The sequence below is a fragment of the Nocardiopsis sinuspersici genome (assembly GCF_001998325.1).
In the GTDB taxonomy this organism is placed as follows: domain Bacteria; phylum Actinomycetota; class Actinomycetes; order Streptosporangiales; family Streptosporangiaceae; genus Nocardiopsis; species Nocardiopsis sinuspersici.
This window is the reverse complement of the sequence record NZ_MCOK01000001.1, coordinates 421,101-437,832: the sequence shown is the minus strand read 5'-3', so window position 1 is coordinate 437,832 and position 16,732 is coordinate 421,101. Positions and strand designations below refer to the sequence as shown.

Here is a 16,732-nt window from a genome sequence, read left to right as displayed (position 1 = left end):
GACGGGTCCACTTTTGAGTCCGGCCGACCATAGGAAACAGTCGGCCTGCAAAAGACTCCTTAGAAAGGAGGTGATCCAGCCGCACCTTCCGGTACGGCTACCTTGTTACGACTTCGTCCCAATCGCCAGCCCCACCTTCACTCACTCCCTCCCCGAAGGGTTAGGCCGCAAGTTTCGGGTGTTGCCGACTTTCATGACGTGACGGGCGGTGTGTACAAGGCCCGGGAACGTATTCACCGCGGCGTTGCTGATCCGCGATTACTAGCGACTCCACCTTCATGGGGTCGAGTTGCAGACCCCAATCCGAACTGAGACCGGCTTTTAGGGATTCGCTCCACCTTGCGGCATCGCACGCCCATTGTACCGGCCATTGTAGCATGTTTGCAGCCCAAGACATAAGGGGCATGATGACTTGACGTCATCCCCACCTTCCTCCGAGTTGACCCCGGCAGTCTCCCATGAGTCCCCACCATTACGTGCTGGCAACATGGAATAAGGGTTGCGCTCGTTGCGGGACTTAACCCAACATCTCACGACACGAGCTGACGACAGCCATGCACCACCTGTCACCCGCCAACTAAATGACCCCACATCTCTGCAGGTCCACGGGTGATGTCAAACCTTGGTAAGGTTCTTCGCGTTGCGTCGAATTAAGCAACATGCTCCGCCGCTTGTGCGGGCCCCCGTCAATTCCTTTGAGTTTTAGCCTTGCGGCCGTACTCCCCAGGCGGGGCGCTTAATGCGTTAGCTACGGCGCGGAAACCGTGGAAAGTCCCCACACCTAGCGCCCAACGTTTACGGCATGGACTACCAGGGTATCTAATCCTGTTCGCTCCCCATGCTTTCGCTCCTCAGCGTCAGGTAAGGCCCAGAGACCCGCCTTCGCCACCGGTGTTCCTCCTGATATCTGCGCATTTCACCGCTACACCAGGAATTCCAGTCTCCCCTACCTACCTCTAGCATGCCCGTATCCACTGCAGAACCGGGGTTAAGCCCCGGTCTTTCACAGCAGACGCGACACGCCGCCTACGAGCTCTTTACGCCCAATAATTCCGGACAACGCTCGGACCCTACGTATTACCGCGGCTGCTGGCACGTAGTTAGCCGGTCCTTATTCCCCACCTACCGTCAACCCCCAGAGAACCGGGAGCCTGCGTTGGTGGTAAAAGAGGTTTACAACCCGAAGGCCGTCATCCCCCACGCGGCGTCGCTGCGTCAGGCTTTCGCCCATTGCGCAATATTCCCCACTGCTGCCTCCCGTAGGAGTCTGGGCCGTGTCTCAGTCCCAGTGTGGCCGGTCGCCCTCTCAGGCCGGCTACCCGTAATCGCCTTGGTAGGCTGTTACCCCACCAACAAGCTGATAGGCCGCGAGCCCATCCCCGACCGAAAAACTTTCCACCCACGGTCAGGAGACCATGGGTCGTATCCGGTATTAGACGGCGTTTCCACCGCTTATCCCGGAGTCAGGGGCAGGTTGCTCACGTGTTACTCACCCGTTCGCCGCTCGTGTACCCCGAAGGGCCTTACCGCTCGACTTGCATGTGTTAAGCACGCCGCCAGCGTTCGTCCTGAGCCAGGATCAAACTCTCCATAAAGGTCACTCAACCCTGCCCGGCGCGAGGCCTGGGCGGGTAAACCTAGAAGTAATCCTGACCAACCGGGTTGCCCCGGTTCATCAAAGGAACCCTCCACACCAAAGTGTGGTGGGGCCAAAACAAACATGGCTTAAAGAAAATCAAACACGCGCTGTTGAGTTCTCAAGAAACAACCGCTCATCCCGTACAAGTCCGGTTCCTCAGGGAACCTGTCGCTTTTCCGTGGAAGGCGCTGTTGTGCGTTTCCGCTTTGTTGTGTCTTCACTTTATCAGGTGTTCCGCATTCCGCCAAACCGGCGGTTTGTGTGTTCCTGATCGGGGTAAAGCCCGTTTCGCTTCCGCGTTTCCGTGGAGGCGCCCTCCGAGCTTACCGGCCCGAAAGCAGTGCTCGAACCGGTTCGGTGTGGAGGGAGAGTCTGTGATCGCGGTCCGGTTCCGAGCGACCCCGAGGGATCCTCGCCGTCCCGCAGCGACCCGATCCACTCTAGACAGCCGATCCGGTCGCGTCAAATCCGTCGGCTGTCCCGGGTGAGACGCCTGACGGCATCCCTCCCGGCTCCGGATGCAACAGGGGCGGCGCCCGGTGTATTCCCGCCCCGGATGCCGCCCCGTCCGTTCCACCGCCGCTCCGGTCACGGAGCACGGCTCAGAGGATGTCCGCCAGCTCCTGGGCCAGCCGGCGGAAGGCGATCCCCCGGTGGCTGATGGCGTTCTTCTCCTCGGGGGACAGCTCCGCGGTGGTGCGGCTCTCCCCCTCGGGGACGAAGACCGGGTCGTAGCCGAACCCGTTCTCCCCCCGGCGCTCCCGCAGCAGCCGGCCGCGCAGCACGCCCTCGGCGACGGCCTCGGTCCCGTCCGGCATCACCAGCACCGCCGCGCACACGAACTCGGCTCCCCTGCGCTCGGCGGGGGTGTCGGCCAACTGGTCCAGGACCAGGTCCAGGTTGGCCCGGTCCTGGTCGCCCGCGCCGAAGCGGCCGGCCCAGCGCGCGGACAGCACACCGGGCATCCCCCGGAGCTCGTCCACACTCAGGCCGGAGTCGTCGGCGACGGAGGGCAGCCCCGTGTGCTCGGCGATGGCGCGCGCCTTGAGCAGGGCGTTCCCCAGGAAGGAGGGCTCGGTCTCGGGCACCTCGGGCGCGTCGGGAAACGCGTCGAGCGAGAGCACCTCCGCTTCCACCCCGGCGTCGGCCAGGATGGCCCGCATCTCGGGCACCTTCTTCTTGTTGCGTGTGGCCAGGACGACCCTCACGGTTTCCCCCTCCACCCGGGCGCCGCCGATCCGGGTGAGCCCTCGTTTCGCGACGGTCACTCCGAGAGCGCCTTCTTCTGGATCGCGGTCAGCTCCTCGCAGCCCGTCGAGGCGAGGTCGAGCAGCTGGTCGAGCAGGTCCCGGTCGAACGGGGCGCCCTCCGCGGTGCCCTGCACCTCGACGAACCTGCCGTCACCGGTGAGCACGACGTTCATGTCGGTCTGGGCGACCGAGTCCTCCAGGTAGTTCAGGTCCAGCCGGGGCTGTCCCTGCACCACGCCCACGCTGACCGCGGCCAGGGAGCCGGTCAGCGGGTTGTTCTTGAGCTTGCGGCGCTTGCGCAGCCACTTCATCGCGTCGGCCATCGCCACGTACGCGCCCGTGATCGCCGCGGTGCGGGTGCCGCCGTCGGCCTGGAGCACGTCGCAGTCCAGGGTGATGGTGTGCTCGCCCATCGCCTTGAAGTCCACGACGGCGCGCAGTGAGCGGCCGACGAGGCGGGAGATCTCGTGGGTGCGTCCGCCGATCTTGCCGCGCACCGACTCGCGCGCACCGCGGGTGTCGGTGGAGCGGGGCAGCATCGCGTACTCGGCGGTGACCCACCCCTCGCCGGTGCCCCGGCGCCAGCGCGGGACGCCGTCCTCGACGCTGGCCGCGCACAGCACGCGGGTGTCTCCGAACTCGACGAGCACGGAGCCTTCCGCGTGGCGGAGCCAGTTGCGGGTGATGGTCACGGGGCGGAGTTGGGTCGGAACACGTCCGTCAGGTCGGGCCATGTCAAGAGCGTATATCCGTGAGGGGCCCTCCGTGACTGGAGAAGGAGAACACCCGCTCCAGGAGGGCTCCCACCACGCGTTCCCCCCGTCCGCCCCGCCCAGCCGGTCCGCGGGCCCCGGCGGCCCGTCACGGGTTCCCGGGTCAGCGGCCGACCGTGTGCACCTGTCCGCTGCGGGCCAGGTCGATGGGCCCGCCGTAGGTGGAGCGCGCCTCGGTGAGCGTGACGTCGTCGTCGTTCCACGGAACGAGGTGGGTCAGCAACAGGCTGCGCGCACGGGCGCGGCTGGCGTGCTCGCCCGCCTCGCTCCCCGTCAGGTGCATGTCCTTGGGGTGTTCGCGGTGGTTCTGGAAGGCCGCCTCGCACAGGAACAGGTCGGTGTCGGCGGCCAGGTCGACCAGGGAGTCGCACACCCCGGTGTCACCCGAGTAGGCCAGGGACGCGCCGTCGTGCTCCAGTCGGATGCCGAAGGCCTCCACGGGGTGGTTGACGTAGTCGACGCGGGCGGAGAACGGACCGATCCGGAATCCGCCGGGGGCGAGTTCGTGGAAGTCGAACACCTCGGTCATGCCCGGGTCGGGGTCCAGCCCGTAGGCCTCGGAGACCCGCTGGGCCACGCCCCTGGGTCCGTAGACCGGGATGCGGGACTTGGCTCCGCCCGGGTGGAACTTCCTGGCCACCCAGTACGAGCACAGGTCGAAGCAGTGGTCGGCGTGCAGGTGGCTCAGGTAGACGGCGTCGACCGAGTAGATGTCGACGTGCCTCTGGAGCGCGCCGAGCGCGCCGTTGCCCATGTCGAGCAGCAGGCGGTACCCGTCCGCTTCGAGCATGTAACAGGATGCCGGACTGTCTGGCCCGGGGAAGCTCCCCGAGGACCCGATAATCGTGAGTCGCACGTCGTCGTCGCCTTCTCGATGGGCCGCGCGGCGTCCGTGGCACCCCGTCGAGAGTGTGTGAGGAGTGCGGATGGCGGCTGGTTCTGCGGATGTCCCGTTGTTACGGGTGTACCCCAATGGCCGCCCGGGTGGTACAAAATGTGGCCCGCGTCTCACGCGACCTCGGTCACGTGTGAATTTTTCACATGTATTGACGCGGTCTGTCATGTTTGCTCAGGACATGCCCCAGAGATGCTGGTACACAGCACGGAGGCCGGCGCCAGAGCGCCGGCCTCCGCGGGGTCTTCCGTGCGCCGCCGTGCTCCCGAGGGGCTCGGCGGGCGCCGTAAGGCCTCAGGCCCAGAGCTGGCCGTCGAGCCGTTCCTCGGCCTCCTCGAGGGTGCCCTCGTAGGCGCCGGTGGACAGGTACTTCCATCCGGCGTCGGCGATGACGAACGCAATGTCGGCGCGCTCACCCGCCTTCTCGGCCTTGCGTGCCATGCCCATCGCGGCGTGCAGGGCGCCGCCGGTGGAGACGCCCGCGAAGATGCCCTCCTTGTCCAGGAGCTCCCGGGTCCGCTTGAGGGCGGCGTCGGAGGGCACGGAGAAGCGGGTGGTGAGCACCGACTCGTCGTACAGCTCGGGCACGAACCCCTCGTCGAGGTTGCGCAGCCCGTACACCAGCTCGCCGTACCGGGGCTCGGCCGCCACGATCCGCACGTCCGGGCGGTGTTCGCGCAGGTAGCGGCCGACGCCCATGAGAGTGCCCGTGGTGCCGAGTCCGGCCACGAAGTGGGTGATCTCCGGCAGGTCGGCGAGGATCTCCGGACCGGTGGTCTCGTAGTGGGCCCTGGCGTTGGCCGGGTTTCCGTACTGGTAGAGCATCACCCACTCGGGGTGGGCCGCGGCCATCTCCTTGGCGACGCGGACGGCCTCGTTGGACCCGCCCGCCGCGTCGGAGAAGTGGACCTCGGCGCCCCACATGTCCAGCAGTTGCCTGCGCTCGGCGGAGGTGTTCTCCGGCATGACGCAGACCATGCGGTAGCCGCGCAGCTTGGCGACCATGGCCAGCGAGATGCCGGTGTTTCCCGACGTCGGCTCCAGGATGGTGCAGCCCGGGGAGAGCAGCCCGTCCTTCTCGGCCTGTTCGATCATGAAGAACGCGGCGCGGTCCTTGATCGAGCCGGTGGGGTTGCGGTCCTCCAGCTTCGCCCACAGCCGGACCTGCGGCGAGGGTGAGAGCCGGGGCAGGCCGACGAGCGGCGTGCCGCCGAGGGAGTCGAGCAGGGAGTCGTAGCGCATGTCCGGCCTAAAGGCTTCCGCCGGCGACGGCCGGCAGGACGGTCACGTTGTCGCCGTCGGAGAGCTTGGCCTCCAAGCCGCCGACGAAGCGGACGTCCTCGTCGTTGAGGTAGACGTTGACGAAGCGGCGCAGCTTGCCATCGTTCACCAGGCGCTCGCCGATACCCGGGTAGCGGCTGTCCAGGTCGGCGATCAGCTCGTCGAGGGTGGTGCCCGAACCCTCGACGACCTTGGCGTCGCCGGTCAGGTTGCGCAGGATGGTGGGGATGCGGACCTCGATGGCCATGAAGGTGTCTCCGTTAGCGGTCGTTGGTGTGCGTTCATTGCCAACAGGGGGTGTCCCGCGCCCATTCCTGGACGCCGCCCCCGCGTGGTTGGGAACCTACTGGGCCCCGTCGGCCCCGGTGACCTCCACCGGCTCCTCGGTGACCCGGCCGTCGACGATCCGGTAGGAGCGGAACTCGACGGTGTCGGGCTCGCGTGTGGACACGAGCACGTAGTGGGCGTTCGGCTCGGACGCGTAGGAGATGTCGGTGCGCGAGGGGTAGGCCTCGGTGGCGGTGTGGGAGTGGTAGATCACGACGGGTTCCTCGTCGCGGTCGTCCATCTCACGCCAGACCCTGAGCTGTTCGAGGGAGTCGAACCGGTAGAAGGTCGGCGACCGCTCGGCGTTGACCATCTCGACGAACCGCTCGGGGCGGTCCGAACCCTCGGGCCCGGCCACGACGCCGCACGCCTCGTCGGGGTGGTCGCGGCGGGCATGGGCGACGATCTTGTCGTAGATCGAGCGATCAATCCTCAGCATGCCACCAGGGTACCCATATCCGATTCCCTACCAACCAGATGGGTATACTTGTTGTGCGAGGCGGGTCACCGTGGTTCGCCGCCGCCGGGGCGTCCGCCGCGGCCCCCGCGCCACGGATTAGGCTCGTGCCCATGAGCGAGGACAGCAGCAGCGCGCTGCTCACCGACCACTACGAACTGACGATGCTCCAGGCGGCGCTGCACAGCGGCGCCGCCTCCCGCCGCTCGGTGTTCGAGATGTTCGCCCGGCGGCTGCCGGAGGGACGCCGATACGGCGTCGTGGCCGGGACGGGGCGCTTCCTGGACCTGCTGGAGCGGTTCCGGTTCGGCAAGGAGGAACTCGACTTCCTGTCCGACAACGGGGTCGTGGACGAGCGCACCCTGGATTGGATGGCCGACTACCGGTTCTCGGGCAACGTGTGGGGCTACGGAGAGGGCGAGGCGTACTTCCCGGGGTCGCCGATCCTGGTGGTGGAGGCCTCCTTCGCCGAGGCCGTGGTCCTGGAGACTCTGGCGCTGTCGGTGTACAACCACGACAGCGCGATCGCCTCGGCCGCGACGCGGATGGCGGTGGCGGCGGGAGACCGGCCGCTGATCGAGATGGGGTCGCGCCGCACCCACGAGCGGTCGGCGGTGGCGGCGGCGCGCGCCGCCTACGTGGCGGGGTTCGCGACCTCCTCCAACCTGGAGGCGGGACGCCTCCACGGGGTGCCGACCGGCGGCACGGCGGCACACTCGTTCACCCTGCTGCACGACAGCGAGCGGCACGCGTTCAAGGCACAGTTGGAGTCCCTGGGCACCGGGACGACGCTGCTGGTGGACACCTTCGACGTGGAGCGGGCGGTGCGCACCGCGGTGGAGCTGGCCGGGACCGGCCTGGGCGCGGTACGGATCGACTCCGGCGACCTGGCCGCCGAGGCCTCGCGCGTGCGCTCGCAACTGGACTCCCTGGGCGCGACCGGCACCCGGATCGTGGTGACCGGCGACCTGGACGAACACTCCATCCAAGCCCTGGCCGTGGCGCCGGTGGACGGCTACGGGGTGGGTACCTCCCTGGTCACCGGATCCGGCGCGCCGACGGTGTCGCTGGTGTACAAGCTGGTGGCCCGGGCACGGGGACTGGAGAGGGACGCGCCGCTGGAGCCGGTGGCCAAGCGCTCGGTGGGCAAGCCCAGCCGTGGCGGCCGCAAGTGGGCGGTCCGGCGCCTGGACGACCACGGCACGGCGGTGGCGGAGGAGGTCTACCTCCACCCGCCGGCTCCGCGGACGGGAACGCGCCCGCTGCTGCGCCCCCTGGTCGCCGACGGCGAGGTGGTGGGGCACGAGACGGTGCACGATGCACGGGAGCGGCACCGGGCGACGGTCGCGGAACTGCCCGAGGAGGCTCTGCGGATGTCGCGCGGCGAGGCCGCGCTGCCGACGGTGTTCTACTAGGCGGCGGTGCGTGGCACGGGCCAGGACCAGGAGAAGGGGTGACGTGATGAGGGCGCTCATCGTGGTGGACGTTCAGAAGGACTTCTGCGAGGGCGGGCACCTGGGGGTGCGGGGCGGCGCGAGCACGGCCGCGGCCGTCACCGAGCACGCACGCGCGGGCGGCTACGACCACGTGGTGGCCACACGTGACTACCACATCGATCCCGGGGAGCACTTCTCCGAGGACCCGGACTTCGTGGACAGCTGGCCCCGCCACTGCGAGGCGGGGACGCCGGGTGTGGAGTTCCACCCCGGCTTCGACGCCTCGCTGGCCGAGGAGGTCTTCGACAAGGGGCAGTACACGTCCGGCTACAGCGGCTTCGAGGGTAAGTCCCGGGACGGGGCGCCGCTGGCCGAGTGGCTGAAGGAGCGCGGCGTGGACGAGGTGGACGTGGTGGGGATCGCCACGGACCACTGTGTGAGGGCCACGGCGCTGGACGCGGCGCGGGAGGGCCTGCGCACGCGGGTGCTGCTCGGCCTGACCGCCGGGGTGTCGCGCCCGACGGTGGACGCGGCCCTGGAGCGGCTGCGCGAGGCGGGTGTGGAGCTGGAGGGCGAGCCGCGGGTCGGCTGAGGACTCCTCGTACGGGGCGGGGGCGGCGGTGTCGGCACCGCCGCCCCCGCTCCGTCCCGGGGCGTCAGGCGACGCCGATGGCGGCGCGCACCCGGTCGATGGTGGCGCGGGCGCGCCGGCGGGCGCGCTCGGAACCGGCCGCCAGGACCGCGTCGATCTCCGACGGGTCGGCCATGAGCTCCTCGTAGCGCTCGCGCTTGGGGCCGAGCTCGGCGTTGACCGCCTCGAACAGCTCGTTCTTGAGGTCGCCCCAGCCCATGCCGCCCGCCTCCAGGCGCTTGCGCACCTCGGACACCTTCTCGGCGTCGGCGAAGTGGGTGAGCAGCTGGAAGGGCACCGAGGTGTCGGGGTCCTTGGGCGCCTCGACCGGCGTGGAGTCGGTCGGGATGCGGCGCACGGCCTTCTTGAGCTTGTTCTCCGGCAGGAAGAGCGGGATGTGGTTGTCGTAGGACTTGCTCATCTTGCGGCCGTCGACGCCGGGCAGGATGCTCGCCTCGCCGTCGTCGATGAGGCCCTTGGGGACGGGGAAGCTGTAGGCGTCGCCGTAGCGGTGGTTGAAGTACCCGGCGATGTCGGCGGTGTACTCGATGTGCTGGGTCTGGTCGCGGCCCACGGGGACGTGGGTGCCCTCCATGACGAGGATGTCGGCGGCCATGAGGATGGGGTAGTTGTACAGCCCCATGTTGACCCCGGCGTCCAGGTCGGTGACCCCGGCCGCGTCGTTGCGGTCGCGGGCGGCCTTGTAGGCGTGCGCGCGGTTCATGAGGCCCTTGGGGGTCAGGGCGCTCAGGATCGTGGTGAGCTCGAAGGTCTCGGGCACCTTCGACTGCTGGTAGACGATCGTGCGCTCGGGGTCGAGCCCGCACGCGAGCCAGGTGGCAGCGCCTGACCGGATGCTGTGGCGGAGCTCGTCCGCGTCCCTGATGCTGTTGAGCGCGTGGTAGTCGGCGATGAAGTAGTAGGTGTCGTACGCCGTGGACGCCTCCAGGGCGGGTTTGATCGCGCCGATGTAGTTGCCCAGGTGGAAGTCACCGGTGGGCTTGATACCGGTCAGGTAGGTGTTCGCTGCCATGCCCTCCAGGGTAGCGGTGGCCGGAGCCACGCGGGATAGAGGACAGCGACGCACCACACGACCACCACCAAGCCGGAGGGCGGGGACAGGGCAGCGGTGGCCGGAGCCACGCGGGATGGACGACAACAACCAGCCACACGACCACCACCGAGCCGGAGGGCGGCACCGGATGGGCGTCACCTTGGTAGGCCAAGAGGAACTACCCATGGTGGTACGCCTTGTGCATACTTGGAGTATGAGTACAGCGGATACCAGCATCAAGGTCCCCCGCAAGCTGCGGGACCGCATCAGCGCACGGGCCAGGCGTGAGCACGTCACCCTGGCCACCGCGATCGAACGGGCACTGGACACCTCGGAGGAACTGGAGTTCTGGGAGGACGTCCACCGTCACCACGAAGGCCTCTCCGAGGAGGAACGGCGCTCCCACCTGTCCGACCGGACGCTGGGAGACGACCTCGCCGACGCCAACGACGACGCGCTGACCGACGAGGACGCCTGGTGAGGCGCGGAGAGATCTACATGGCCGACCTGGGCGATCCGATCGGTCATGAGCAGGCCCTGCGGCGGCCGGTCCTCGTCGTCAGCGCGCAGCCCTGGCTCGACTCGCGTCCCCCCGTGGTGACGGCCCTACCGCTGACACGCACCCACAGGCGCAGCCCGACGCATGTGGAGGTCGAGCCGGGGGCCTCCGGGCTGAAGGAGACGAGCTACGTCAAGTGCGAGGACCTGCGCGCCGTCTCCCCGCTCCGTCTGGAACGCCGCTTCGGCGCCGTGGACGAACTCGTCCTGCTGCGGACCGACACGATCCTGCGCCGGCTCCTGGCACTGTGAACCGGCGCGGACTCAGCCGCGGTCCGCGGGCAGCCAGACGCGCATGGTGGTCGGTCCGCGCTCGGCCCACTGGTGGTACGGGGAGAGCGTGAGGTCGAACGGGTCGCCGCCGCCTCCCCGTCCGGTCGCCTCACCGTAGGGCCAGTCGCGGCCGACGGTTCGGGACGGTCCGGCCGTCGCGCGGACCAGCACACGTCCGCCCCGGTCGACGGGGGCGGCGGAGGGGTCGACCAGGACGTCGTCCAGGTCCACACCCGCCGGCAGGTCGATCGACTCCGCGCAGTACACCAGAGGTCCCCGTTCCACGGCCGCACAGCCGCGGACGGCGTCGACGCGGTGGTCCGGCCAGGTGAACCGGGGTTGCACCGGAAGGCGGAGGCGGACCTCCTCACCGCCGGAGAACTCCCGTTCCACGACCGCCACGCCGGGTGGGACGGGCCGGCGCCTCCCGCCCTCCTCCAGCACCGCGCCCCGTGCCCACGACGGCACCCGCAGCCGCAGGGCCGCCGCCCCCGGCGGCGGGTCCGTGACGCGGACGGTGACGAGTCCGTCGCCGGGGTAGTCGGTCTCGACCTCCACTCCGAGGACCCGGCCCCCGCCCAGGTCAGCGGTGATCCGCGCGGTGGCGTACTGCAGGAGGGTCAGTCCGCCGTCCCCGACACTGGCGGCGTAGGCGTGCCAGGTGGCGAACGTACGTGCGAGGTTCGTGGGGCAGCACGACACGTCGAACCACGGCGCCCGGACGCCGCCCTCCGCCCGCGGGCTGACGGTGCCGGGGTCCGGTGCGCCCGCGGTGACACGCTGGTGCAGTGGGTTGGCGTAGAAGAACGCCCGGCCGTCGGCGCTCGGCGCGGTCGCCACCACGTTGAAGAACGTCCGCTCCATCAGGTCGGCGTAGCGCACGTCGCCGGTGGACAGGTACAGCCGCCACGACACCATGACGGAGGCGACGCCCGCGCAGCTCTCGCAGTAGGCGCGGTCCGCCGGGAGCTCCCAGTCCTCGCCGAAGCCCTCGTCCTGGTGGCGGGAGCCCATACCGCCGGTGAGATAGGTGCGCCGGGCCACCGAGTGCTCCCACTGGCGCTCGACGGCCGTGAGCAGTTCCCGGTCCTCGCGCTCGGCCGCCAGGTCCACGGCGGCCGCCGAGAGGTAGAGGGCGCGGACGGCGTGGCCGCGCCAGGCGTGTGCGGCGCGGACCGGCACGTCGTCCTGGAAGTAGGCGCCGCCCAGCGGTACCCGGTCCTCGCGCAGGGTGCCGTGTCCACGCCGGTCGAGGAAGAGCCGGGCCTGTTCGACGTAGCGCTCCTCCCCGAGCGCGCGGCCCAGTTCCACCAGGCCGACCTCGATCTCCGGGTGTCCGCAGAGGGCCTCCGTGCCACCCGCGCCGAACGTGTCGCAGACGTGGTCGGCGGCCCGGCGGGCGATCTCCACCAGCGCGTCCGGTCCCGTGGTGCGCACCCTGGCCACCGCCGCCTGCAACAGGTGCCCGGTGCAGTACAGCTCGTGCCCGGTCTCGAAGTCGCCGTACCGGGGCGGCCGGCCCGCGTGCCCGTAGCAGGTGTTGAGGTAGCCGTCGCCGTCCTGGGCGCGGCCGACGCGTTCGGTGATGCGGCGTACGGCCTCGTCCGCCTCGGGGCGGCCGCTCCTTCCGTACTCCCAGGACAGGGCTTCGAGGAGTTTGTAGACCTCGGAGTCGGAGAAGCACCAGCCGGGCCGGTCCGGGCCCGTCGTGCCCTCGGCGACACGGTCGAAGTTGGCCAGCCAGCCCAGCCGCTCCATCCAGTCCTCGCAGTGCTGGAGCGTCGCGGAGGCGTTGGCCTCCTGCCTCTCCCGCCAGAACCCGGGCCCCAGGCTGATCTCGCCGAGGCCGAGCGGGCGGTGGCGGCTCCGGGACGGGACGACCGGGCGCCCGCCCGTGGGGTCGGTCGGGACGGCGGTCTCGTGGACGGTCACACGTGCTCCCTCGGGTCCGGGGTCGGCGGCCCTCATTGTTAGCGCTCACACAGAACCCGTCAACCCCCGCACGGGACATCGGCCACACCCGGGTGCGGGCACGGCGGCCGGCCCGCTTCCGTCCCCGGTGGGGCGGCGCCCCACCGGGGACGGCGGGTCAGCCCGAGCGGGCCTGGGACGACCCGGCGCGGAAGGCCGCCCAGTGCTCGACCATGCGCTTGCCCTGGCCCGCGGTGAAGTGGGTCATGCAGGCGTCATCGCTGTAGTTCATGAAGTTGGTGACGGGGTCCTCGCCCGCCTGCTCGGGGCAGGTGTCGCGGCCCTCGGGGCAGCCGGAGGCGGCCTCGCGCTCGTACGGCGTGTCGTCCACGTAGTCACCGGGGTCGGTGCAGCCGTTCTGGAAGGTGTGGAAGAGCCCGAGCCAGTGGCCGACCTCGTGTGTGGTGGTGTGGCCGAGGTTGAACTTCTCGCGGTCGCCCCCGGGCAGGGTGTCGTGGGCGACCACCACGCCGTCCTGGTCGGGGTTCTCCTCGTAGTCCTGGGGAAAGGTGGAGTAGCCGAGCAGGCCGGGCCCCAGGTCCGCGGTGTAGATGTTGAGGGTTCCGGCATCGCCCTGGCGCAGCTTCGCGCGGATGGTGTCGCGGTGCTCCTCGAAGTTGGTGAACCACTCGTCGTCGGCCGTGCGGGTGACGTCGGTCAGCTCGAACCGGAAGCCGGTGTCGGCCGCCTCCTCCGCGGCCGCCTCCTCCGCGGCCGTGCCCGTGCCTCCGGCGGACCTGGCCGCCGCGGCGGCCTCGCCACCGCTGTAGGCGGTGTTGAGGACGTCGACCTGCTTCTGGAGGCGTTCGTCGCTGACGTCGCCGCGCCCGTCCTCGGCGGAGACGACGTGCACCACCACCGGGACGGTCTGCGGCGGCTGGAGGTCCTGGCCGCGCAGGGACACGAGTTCCTCACGCAGTTGCCGGTGGTAGCGGGCGGCCTCACTCGGAGTCAGCTCACCGCCCTCGGGGGGCCGTGTCCCCCCGCCGGGGTCGGCCACCCGTGCCTCCGTGCCGGGGAGGCACTCCTCGAAGGGGACGGTGCTCCCCACCCGTTGGGCGTGCTCGGAGGATTCGGGTGCGGTGGCCGCGACCACGCCCGTCAGGGCGAACCCGCACATCAGCAGTCCGGTCCAGAGCGCGGCTGACCCGCCGCGAGGGCTTTGTCCACTCATACAACGCAACGTAATTGAGTGAATACGTTGCGCTTATGACCGTGGCGCGAACTTACGAAGTGTTTGCCCGATTTGGCGGAAGAAGTCCCAGGGGCGTGTACCCGCCGGACACGCCCTAACGTCCGCCGACGGCCCAGGTGCGGATCTTGGCGATCCGCTCGCGGATCTGGTCCGGAGAGGCCTGCGCGACCGGAGGACCGCCGCAGGCACGGCGCAGCTCGTTGTGGATCACCCCGTGCGGTTTGCCGGTGCGGTGGTGCCACGCGCCCACCAGCCCGCTCAGCTCACGGCGCAGATCGGCCAGGACCTGGTGGGTGGGGCCCTCCTCCTCGGCGGGCTCCTCCTTCTTCCTCCTGGACCTGATCTCACTGGCCTTGAGGTCGTCCTTGCGCTTGCGCAGGAGCTGGGAGACCTGCTGCGGGTCGAGCAGGCCGGGCAGCCCCAGGAAGTCCTCCTCCTCGGTGGACCCCGGCGAGCCGCCGTACTCGGCGCCGTCGTAGAGGGCGCGGTCGAACTCCGCCGCCGACTCCATGGTCTCGAAGGGCAGCTCCTCCCCCGCGTCGGGGGTGTCCCGCTTCTTGTTGGCCTCCTTGAGGAGGTCGTCCTCCGGGTACTCGTCGCCCTCGGCCGGCGTCCGGTCGAGCACGTGGTCGCGCTCGCGCTCCATCTCGCCCGCGTACTCCAGCAGGGTCGGCACCGAGGGCAGGAACACCGAGGCGACCTCGCCGCGCTGGCGCACACGCACGAAACGGCCGATGGCCTGGGCGAAGAACAGGGCGGTACTGGTGGAGGTGGCGTACACCCCGACCATCAGCCGGGGCACGTCCACGCCCTCGGAGACCATGCGCACGGCGACCATCCAGCGGTCGTCGCCCGCGGCGAACCGGGAGATCTTCCTGGACGCGGTGGGGTCGTCGGAGAGGACGACGGTGGCGCCCTTGCCGGTGATCTGCCGCAGGATGCGCGAGTAGGCGCGGGCGTTCTCGTGGTCGCTGGCGATGACCAGCCCGCCCGCGTCCGGGTGGGTCTTGCGCACCTCGGTCAGGCGGCGGTCGGCGGCGTGGAGCACCCGCTTGATCCAGTCGCCCTTGGGGTCCAGGGCCGCGCGCCAGGCCTGGGACAGGGCGTCCTGGGTGAGGGGCTCGCCGAGCCGGGCGGCCAGCTCGTCGCCCGCGCGGGTGCGCCAGCGCATCTCCCCGGAGTAGGCCATGAAGATGACCGGGCGCACGACGCCGTCCTCCAGGGCGGGACCGTAGCCGTAGCTGTAGTCCCAGGAGCAGCGGCGCACGCCGGCGCCGTCCTGGACGTAGTCCACGAACGGGATCGGGTTGATGTCGGAGCGGAAGGGGGTGCCCGTGAGGGAGAGCCGCCTGCTCGCCGGCTCGAAGGCCTCGCGGGCCGCGTCGCCCCAGGACAGGGCGTCACCGGCGTGGTGCACCTCGTCGAAGATGACGAGGGTCTTGCGCGCCTCGGTGCGGTTGCGGTGCAGCATCGGGTGGGCGGCCACCTGGGCGTAGGTGACCGCCACACCGACGTACTGGCGCCCCAGGGCGCCCTGCCCGTTGCGAAAGTCCGGGTCGATGGCGATGCCGAACCGGGCGGCGGCCTCGGCCCACTGCTTCTTCAGGTGCTCGGTGGGGCACACGATGGTGATGGCCCGCACCGCGTACCGCTGGAGGAGTTCACCGGCCAGTGTGAGGGCGAAGGTGGTCTTGCCCGCGCCGGGAGTCGCCACCGCGAGGAAGTCGCGTGGCTCCCGGCGGAAGTACTCCTCGTACGCCTCCCGCTGCCATGCGCGAAGGCCCCGAAGCCGATCCTCCGTCGTGGTCTGCGTCACCGTCATACTTCGAACCGTCCCCCATTGCTCACCTGCATGAGGTTAGCGGGCACAGCGGACCGGTCCGGGAGACCGGCCAGTGGCGCCGCACACACGGCGTGTCCCCCGTCGGCGTGGAACCGTCAGCTCCCGTCCTCGGGAGCCTCCTCCCCACCGCTCCCGCCCGAGCCCCCGCCACCGGCGGCTCCGGCGCCCTCGATGTCGACGGCACCGTCGTTGAAGGGCATGTGCGGGGAGATCGCCGGGAAGGCGAAGAACCACAGCAGCGCGGCCGTACCCGCCAGCAGGCCGACCGCCATGATGAGCTTGGAGACCCACGGGCCGGGCAGGATCCGCCAGATCAGACCATACATTCGTGTTCCTCACTCGTCCTCGTCGGCCTGGGGTGCCATGTGCGCGATCGAGTCGGGCATCCCCTCGGACTTGGGTGTGGTCTCCACCAGCTCCGCCCAGACGATGAGGCGGTGCGTGTTGTTCAGCTTGGGCGCGCACGTGGTGAGGGTGATCAGGGACCGCTCGGGCTCCTCGTCGGTGGCCTCGTCGAACGGGTCCGGCTCGACCACCCACACGTCGGTGGGCAGCACCGTCTCCTCGCGGAAGACCTCGTAGGTGTAGAAGTTCTCCGCGTCCTCCAGGACCATGGTGTCGCCGTTCGACAGCAGGTCCAGGTCCCAGAACAGGCCGGGGGTGCGGTGGGCGGCCACCGCGTAGTTGCCCGCCTCGCCGGGATCGCTGGGGAACTCGGTGTAGTGGCCCGGGCTGTAGCGGATGTCGTCGGGCGTGGTGCCGTTGACCACCACCCAGTCCAGGTCCAGGGAGGGCAGGTACAGGCGGCTGTCCGCGCTGCCCGGCAGCGGCGCGGAGTCCGGGCCCGCCTCCTCCGCGGCGGCGTCGGCGGACCATGCCTCCTCCAGGCCCTGGGCCAGGTCCTGCTGCTCCCGGTCGGTCTCCCACTGGGAGCCGTAGACCTCGTAGGAGGCGTAGAAGAGCATGAGCAGGCCGGCGGTCAGCATGACCTCGCCGAAGAACCGGACGATGCCGCGTACGACGTCACCGGATGTGGCCCCGGTCCTTCGGGCACGACGGCGCCGACCGCCCGAAGCCCGCCGTCCGCGCCCCCTCCCGCCCTCGGAGCGGGAACCCTCGTGGAACTGCCGTTCAGTTGTGGACACCAAT

Annotated in this window: 16 protein-coding genes and 1 rRNA gene; 4 read left to right on the top strand and 13 right to left on the bottom strand. The window is 69.8% G+C overall.

Annotation, left to right across the window (positions count from 1 at the left end; genetic code table 11):
• Positions 1–63: 63 nt before the first annotated feature.
• The 7 genes from NOSIN_RS01945 to NOSIN_RS01915 all read right to left on the bottom strand — a co-directional run bounded on the left by NOSIN_RS01945 (position 64) and on the right by NOSIN_RS01915 (position 6,604).
• Positions 64–1,595 (bottom strand): 16S ribosomal RNA (locus NOSIN_RS01945).
• A gap of 646 nt (positions 1,596–2,241) precedes the next feature.
• Positions 2,242–2,847: an RdgB/HAM1 family non-canonical purine NTP pyrophosphatase gene (rdgB, locus tag NOSIN_RS01940; RefSeq protein ID WP_077693344.1), complete on the bottom strand. Its 606-nt coding sequence runs from the start codon at positions 2,845–2,847 to the stop codon at positions 2,242–2,244.
• Positions 2,848–2,903: 56 nt separating this feature from the next.
• Positions 2,904–3,623 (bottom strand): ribonuclease PH, encoded by a 720-nt coding sequence (rph, locus tag NOSIN_RS01935; protein ID WP_077689093.1) that lies wholly within the window; start codon positions 3,621–3,623, stop codon positions 2,904–2,906.
• Between the two features lie 142 nt (positions 3,624–3,765).
• Complete coding sequence (locus NOSIN_RS01930; protein WP_077689092.1) at positions 3,766–4,518, bottom strand: MBL fold metallo-hydrolase; 753 nt, start codon at positions 4,516–4,518, stop codon at positions 3,766–3,768.
• 333 nt (positions 4,519–4,851) lie between these two features.
• Positions 4,852–5,799 (bottom strand): PLP-dependent cysteine synthase family protein, encoded by a 948-nt coding sequence (locus NOSIN_RS01925; protein ID WP_077689091.1) that lies wholly within the window; start codon positions 5,797–5,799, stop codon positions 4,852–4,854.
• A gap of 7 nt (positions 5,800–5,806) precedes the next feature.
• Positions 5,807–6,085, bottom strand: a complete 279-nt coding sequence (locus tag NOSIN_RS01920; RefSeq protein WP_077689090.1) for a MoaD family protein — start codon at positions 6,083–6,085, stop codon at positions 5,807–5,809.
• 96 nt (positions 6,086–6,181) lie between these two features.
• Complete coding sequence (locus NOSIN_RS01915) at positions 6,182–6,604, bottom strand: Mov34/MPN/PAD-1 family protein (RefSeq protein WP_077689089.1); 423 nt, start codon at positions 6,602–6,604, stop codon at positions 6,182–6,184.
• A 131-nt stretch (positions 6,605–6,735) separates the two neighbouring features.
• Here NOSIN_RS01915 and NOSIN_RS01910 point away from each other — a divergent pair, with 131 nt between their 5' ends.
• Positions 6,736–8,037 carry a nicotinate phosphoribosyltransferase gene (locus NOSIN_RS01910; protein ID WP_077689088.1) on the top strand — a complete coding sequence of 434 codons (1,302 nt, stop codon included), beginning with the start codon at positions 6,736–6,738 and terminating at the stop codon, positions 8,035–8,037.
• Positions 8,038–8,080: 43 nt separating this feature from the next.
• The gene (locus tag NOSIN_RS01905) at positions 8,081–8,650 is read left to right on the top strand and encodes a nicotinamidase (RefSeq protein WP_301549283.1); all 570 of its coding nucleotides are present in this window, start codon (positions 8,081–8,083) and stop codon (positions 8,648–8,650) included.
• A gap of 64 nt (positions 8,651–8,714) precedes the next feature.
• On the opposite strand, the gene NOSIN_RS01900 is transcribed toward NOSIN_RS01905, so the two are convergent.
• Positions 8,715–9,722, bottom strand: coding sequence for a tryptophan--tRNA ligase (locus tag NOSIN_RS01900; RefSeq protein ID WP_077689086.1), 1,008 nt, complete (start codon positions 9,720–9,722; stop codon positions 8,715–8,717).
• Positions 9,723–9,957: 235 nt separating this feature from the next.
• Between NOSIN_RS01900 and NOSIN_RS01895 the strand changes: the two genes are divergently transcribed.
• Both NOSIN_RS01895 and NOSIN_RS01890 read left to right on the top strand, forming a co-directional pair.
• Entirely contained in the window at positions 9,958–10,224 is a 267-nt protein-coding gene (locus tag NOSIN_RS01895) for a hypothetical protein (RefSeq protein ID WP_077689085.1), read from the top strand.
• The gene (locus NOSIN_RS01890; protein ID WP_077689084.1) at positions 10,221–10,553 is read left to right on the top strand and encodes a type II toxin-antitoxin system PemK/MazF family toxin; all 333 of its coding nucleotides are present in this window, start codon (positions 10,221–10,223) and stop codon (positions 10,551–10,553) included. Before NOSIN_RS01895 ends, NOSIN_RS01890 begins: the two co-directional genes overlap by 4 nt.
• Before the next feature lie 12 nt (positions 10,554–10,565).
• Here NOSIN_RS01890 and NOSIN_RS01885 read toward each other — a convergent pair whose 3' ends face one another.
• The 5 genes from NOSIN_RS01885 to NOSIN_RS01865 form a co-directional block, all read right to left on the bottom strand.
• Complete coding sequence (locus tag NOSIN_RS01885; RefSeq protein ID WP_236743277.1) at positions 10,566–12,506, bottom strand: glycoside hydrolase family 127 protein; 1,941 nt, start codon at positions 12,504–12,506, stop codon at positions 10,566–10,568.
• A 157-nt stretch (positions 12,507–12,663) separates the two neighbouring features.
• Positions 12,664–13,665, bottom strand: coding sequence for a zinc metalloprotease (locus NOSIN_RS01880; RefSeq protein ID WP_077689082.1), 1,002 nt, complete (start codon positions 13,663–13,665; stop codon positions 12,664–12,666).
• A gap of 169 nt (positions 13,666–13,834) precedes the next feature.
• Complete coding sequence (locus tag NOSIN_RS01875) at positions 13,835–15,562, bottom strand: DEAD/DEAH box helicase (protein ID WP_077689081.1); 1,728 nt, start codon at positions 15,560–15,562, stop codon at positions 13,835–13,837.
• 116 nt (positions 15,563–15,678) lie between these two features.
• The gene (locus tag NOSIN_RS01870; RefSeq protein WP_077689080.1) at positions 15,679–15,909 is read right to left on the bottom strand and encodes a hypothetical protein; all 231 of its coding nucleotides are present in this window, start codon (positions 15,907–15,909) and stop codon (positions 15,679–15,681) included.
• A gap of 9 nt (positions 15,910–15,918) precedes the next feature.
• Positions 15,919–16,731, bottom strand: coding sequence for a class E sortase (locus NOSIN_RS01865; protein WP_077689079.1), 813 nt, complete (start codon positions 16,729–16,731; stop codon positions 15,919–15,921).
• Position 16,732: the final 1 nt, after the last annotated feature.

What these genes read in the sequence shown, in the direction of transcription:
- NOSIN_RS01900 (WP_077689086.1), bottom strand. Translation starts at nt 9,722, where the DNA reads ATGGCAGCGAACACCTACCTGACCGGTATCAAGCCCACCGGTGACTTC.
- NOSIN_RS01870 (WP_077689080.1), bottom strand. Translation starts at nt 15,909, where the DNA reads ATGTATGGTCTGATCTGGCGGATCCTGCCCGGCCCGTGGGTCTCCAAG.
- NOSIN_RS01895 (WP_077689085.1), top strand. Translation starts at nt 9,958, where the DNA reads ATGAGTACAGCGGATACCAGCATCAAGGTCCCCCGCAAGCTGCGGGAC.
- NOSIN_RS01915 (WP_077689089.1), bottom strand. Translation starts at nt 6,604, where the DNA reads ATGCTGAGGATTGATCGCTCGATCTACGACAAGATCGTCGCCCATGCC.
- NOSIN_RS01875 (WP_077689081.1), bottom strand. Translation starts at nt 15,562, where the DNA reads ATGACGGTGACGCAGACCACGACGGAGGATCGGCTTCGGGGCCTTCGC.
- rph (WP_077689093.1), bottom strand. Translation starts at nt 3,623, where the DNA reads ATGGCCCGACCTGACGGACGTGTTCCGACCCAACTCCGCCCCGTGACC.
- NOSIN_RS01920 (WP_077689090.1), bottom strand. Translation starts at nt 6,085, where the DNA reads ATGGCCATCGAGGTCCGCATCCCCACCATCCTGCGCAACCTGACCGGC.
- NOSIN_RS01925 (WP_077689091.1), bottom strand. Translation starts at nt 5,799, where the DNA reads ATGCGCTACGACTCCCTGCTCGACTCCCTCGGCGGCACGCCGCTCGTC.
- NOSIN_RS01880 (WP_077689082.1), bottom strand. Translation starts at nt 13,665, where the DNA reads ATGTGCGGGTTCGCCCTGACGGGCGTGGTCGCGGCCACCGCACCCGAA.
- NOSIN_RS01910 (WP_077689088.1), top strand. Translation starts at nt 6,736, where the DNA reads ATGAGCGAGGACAGCAGCAGCGCGCTGCTCACCGACCACTACGAACTG.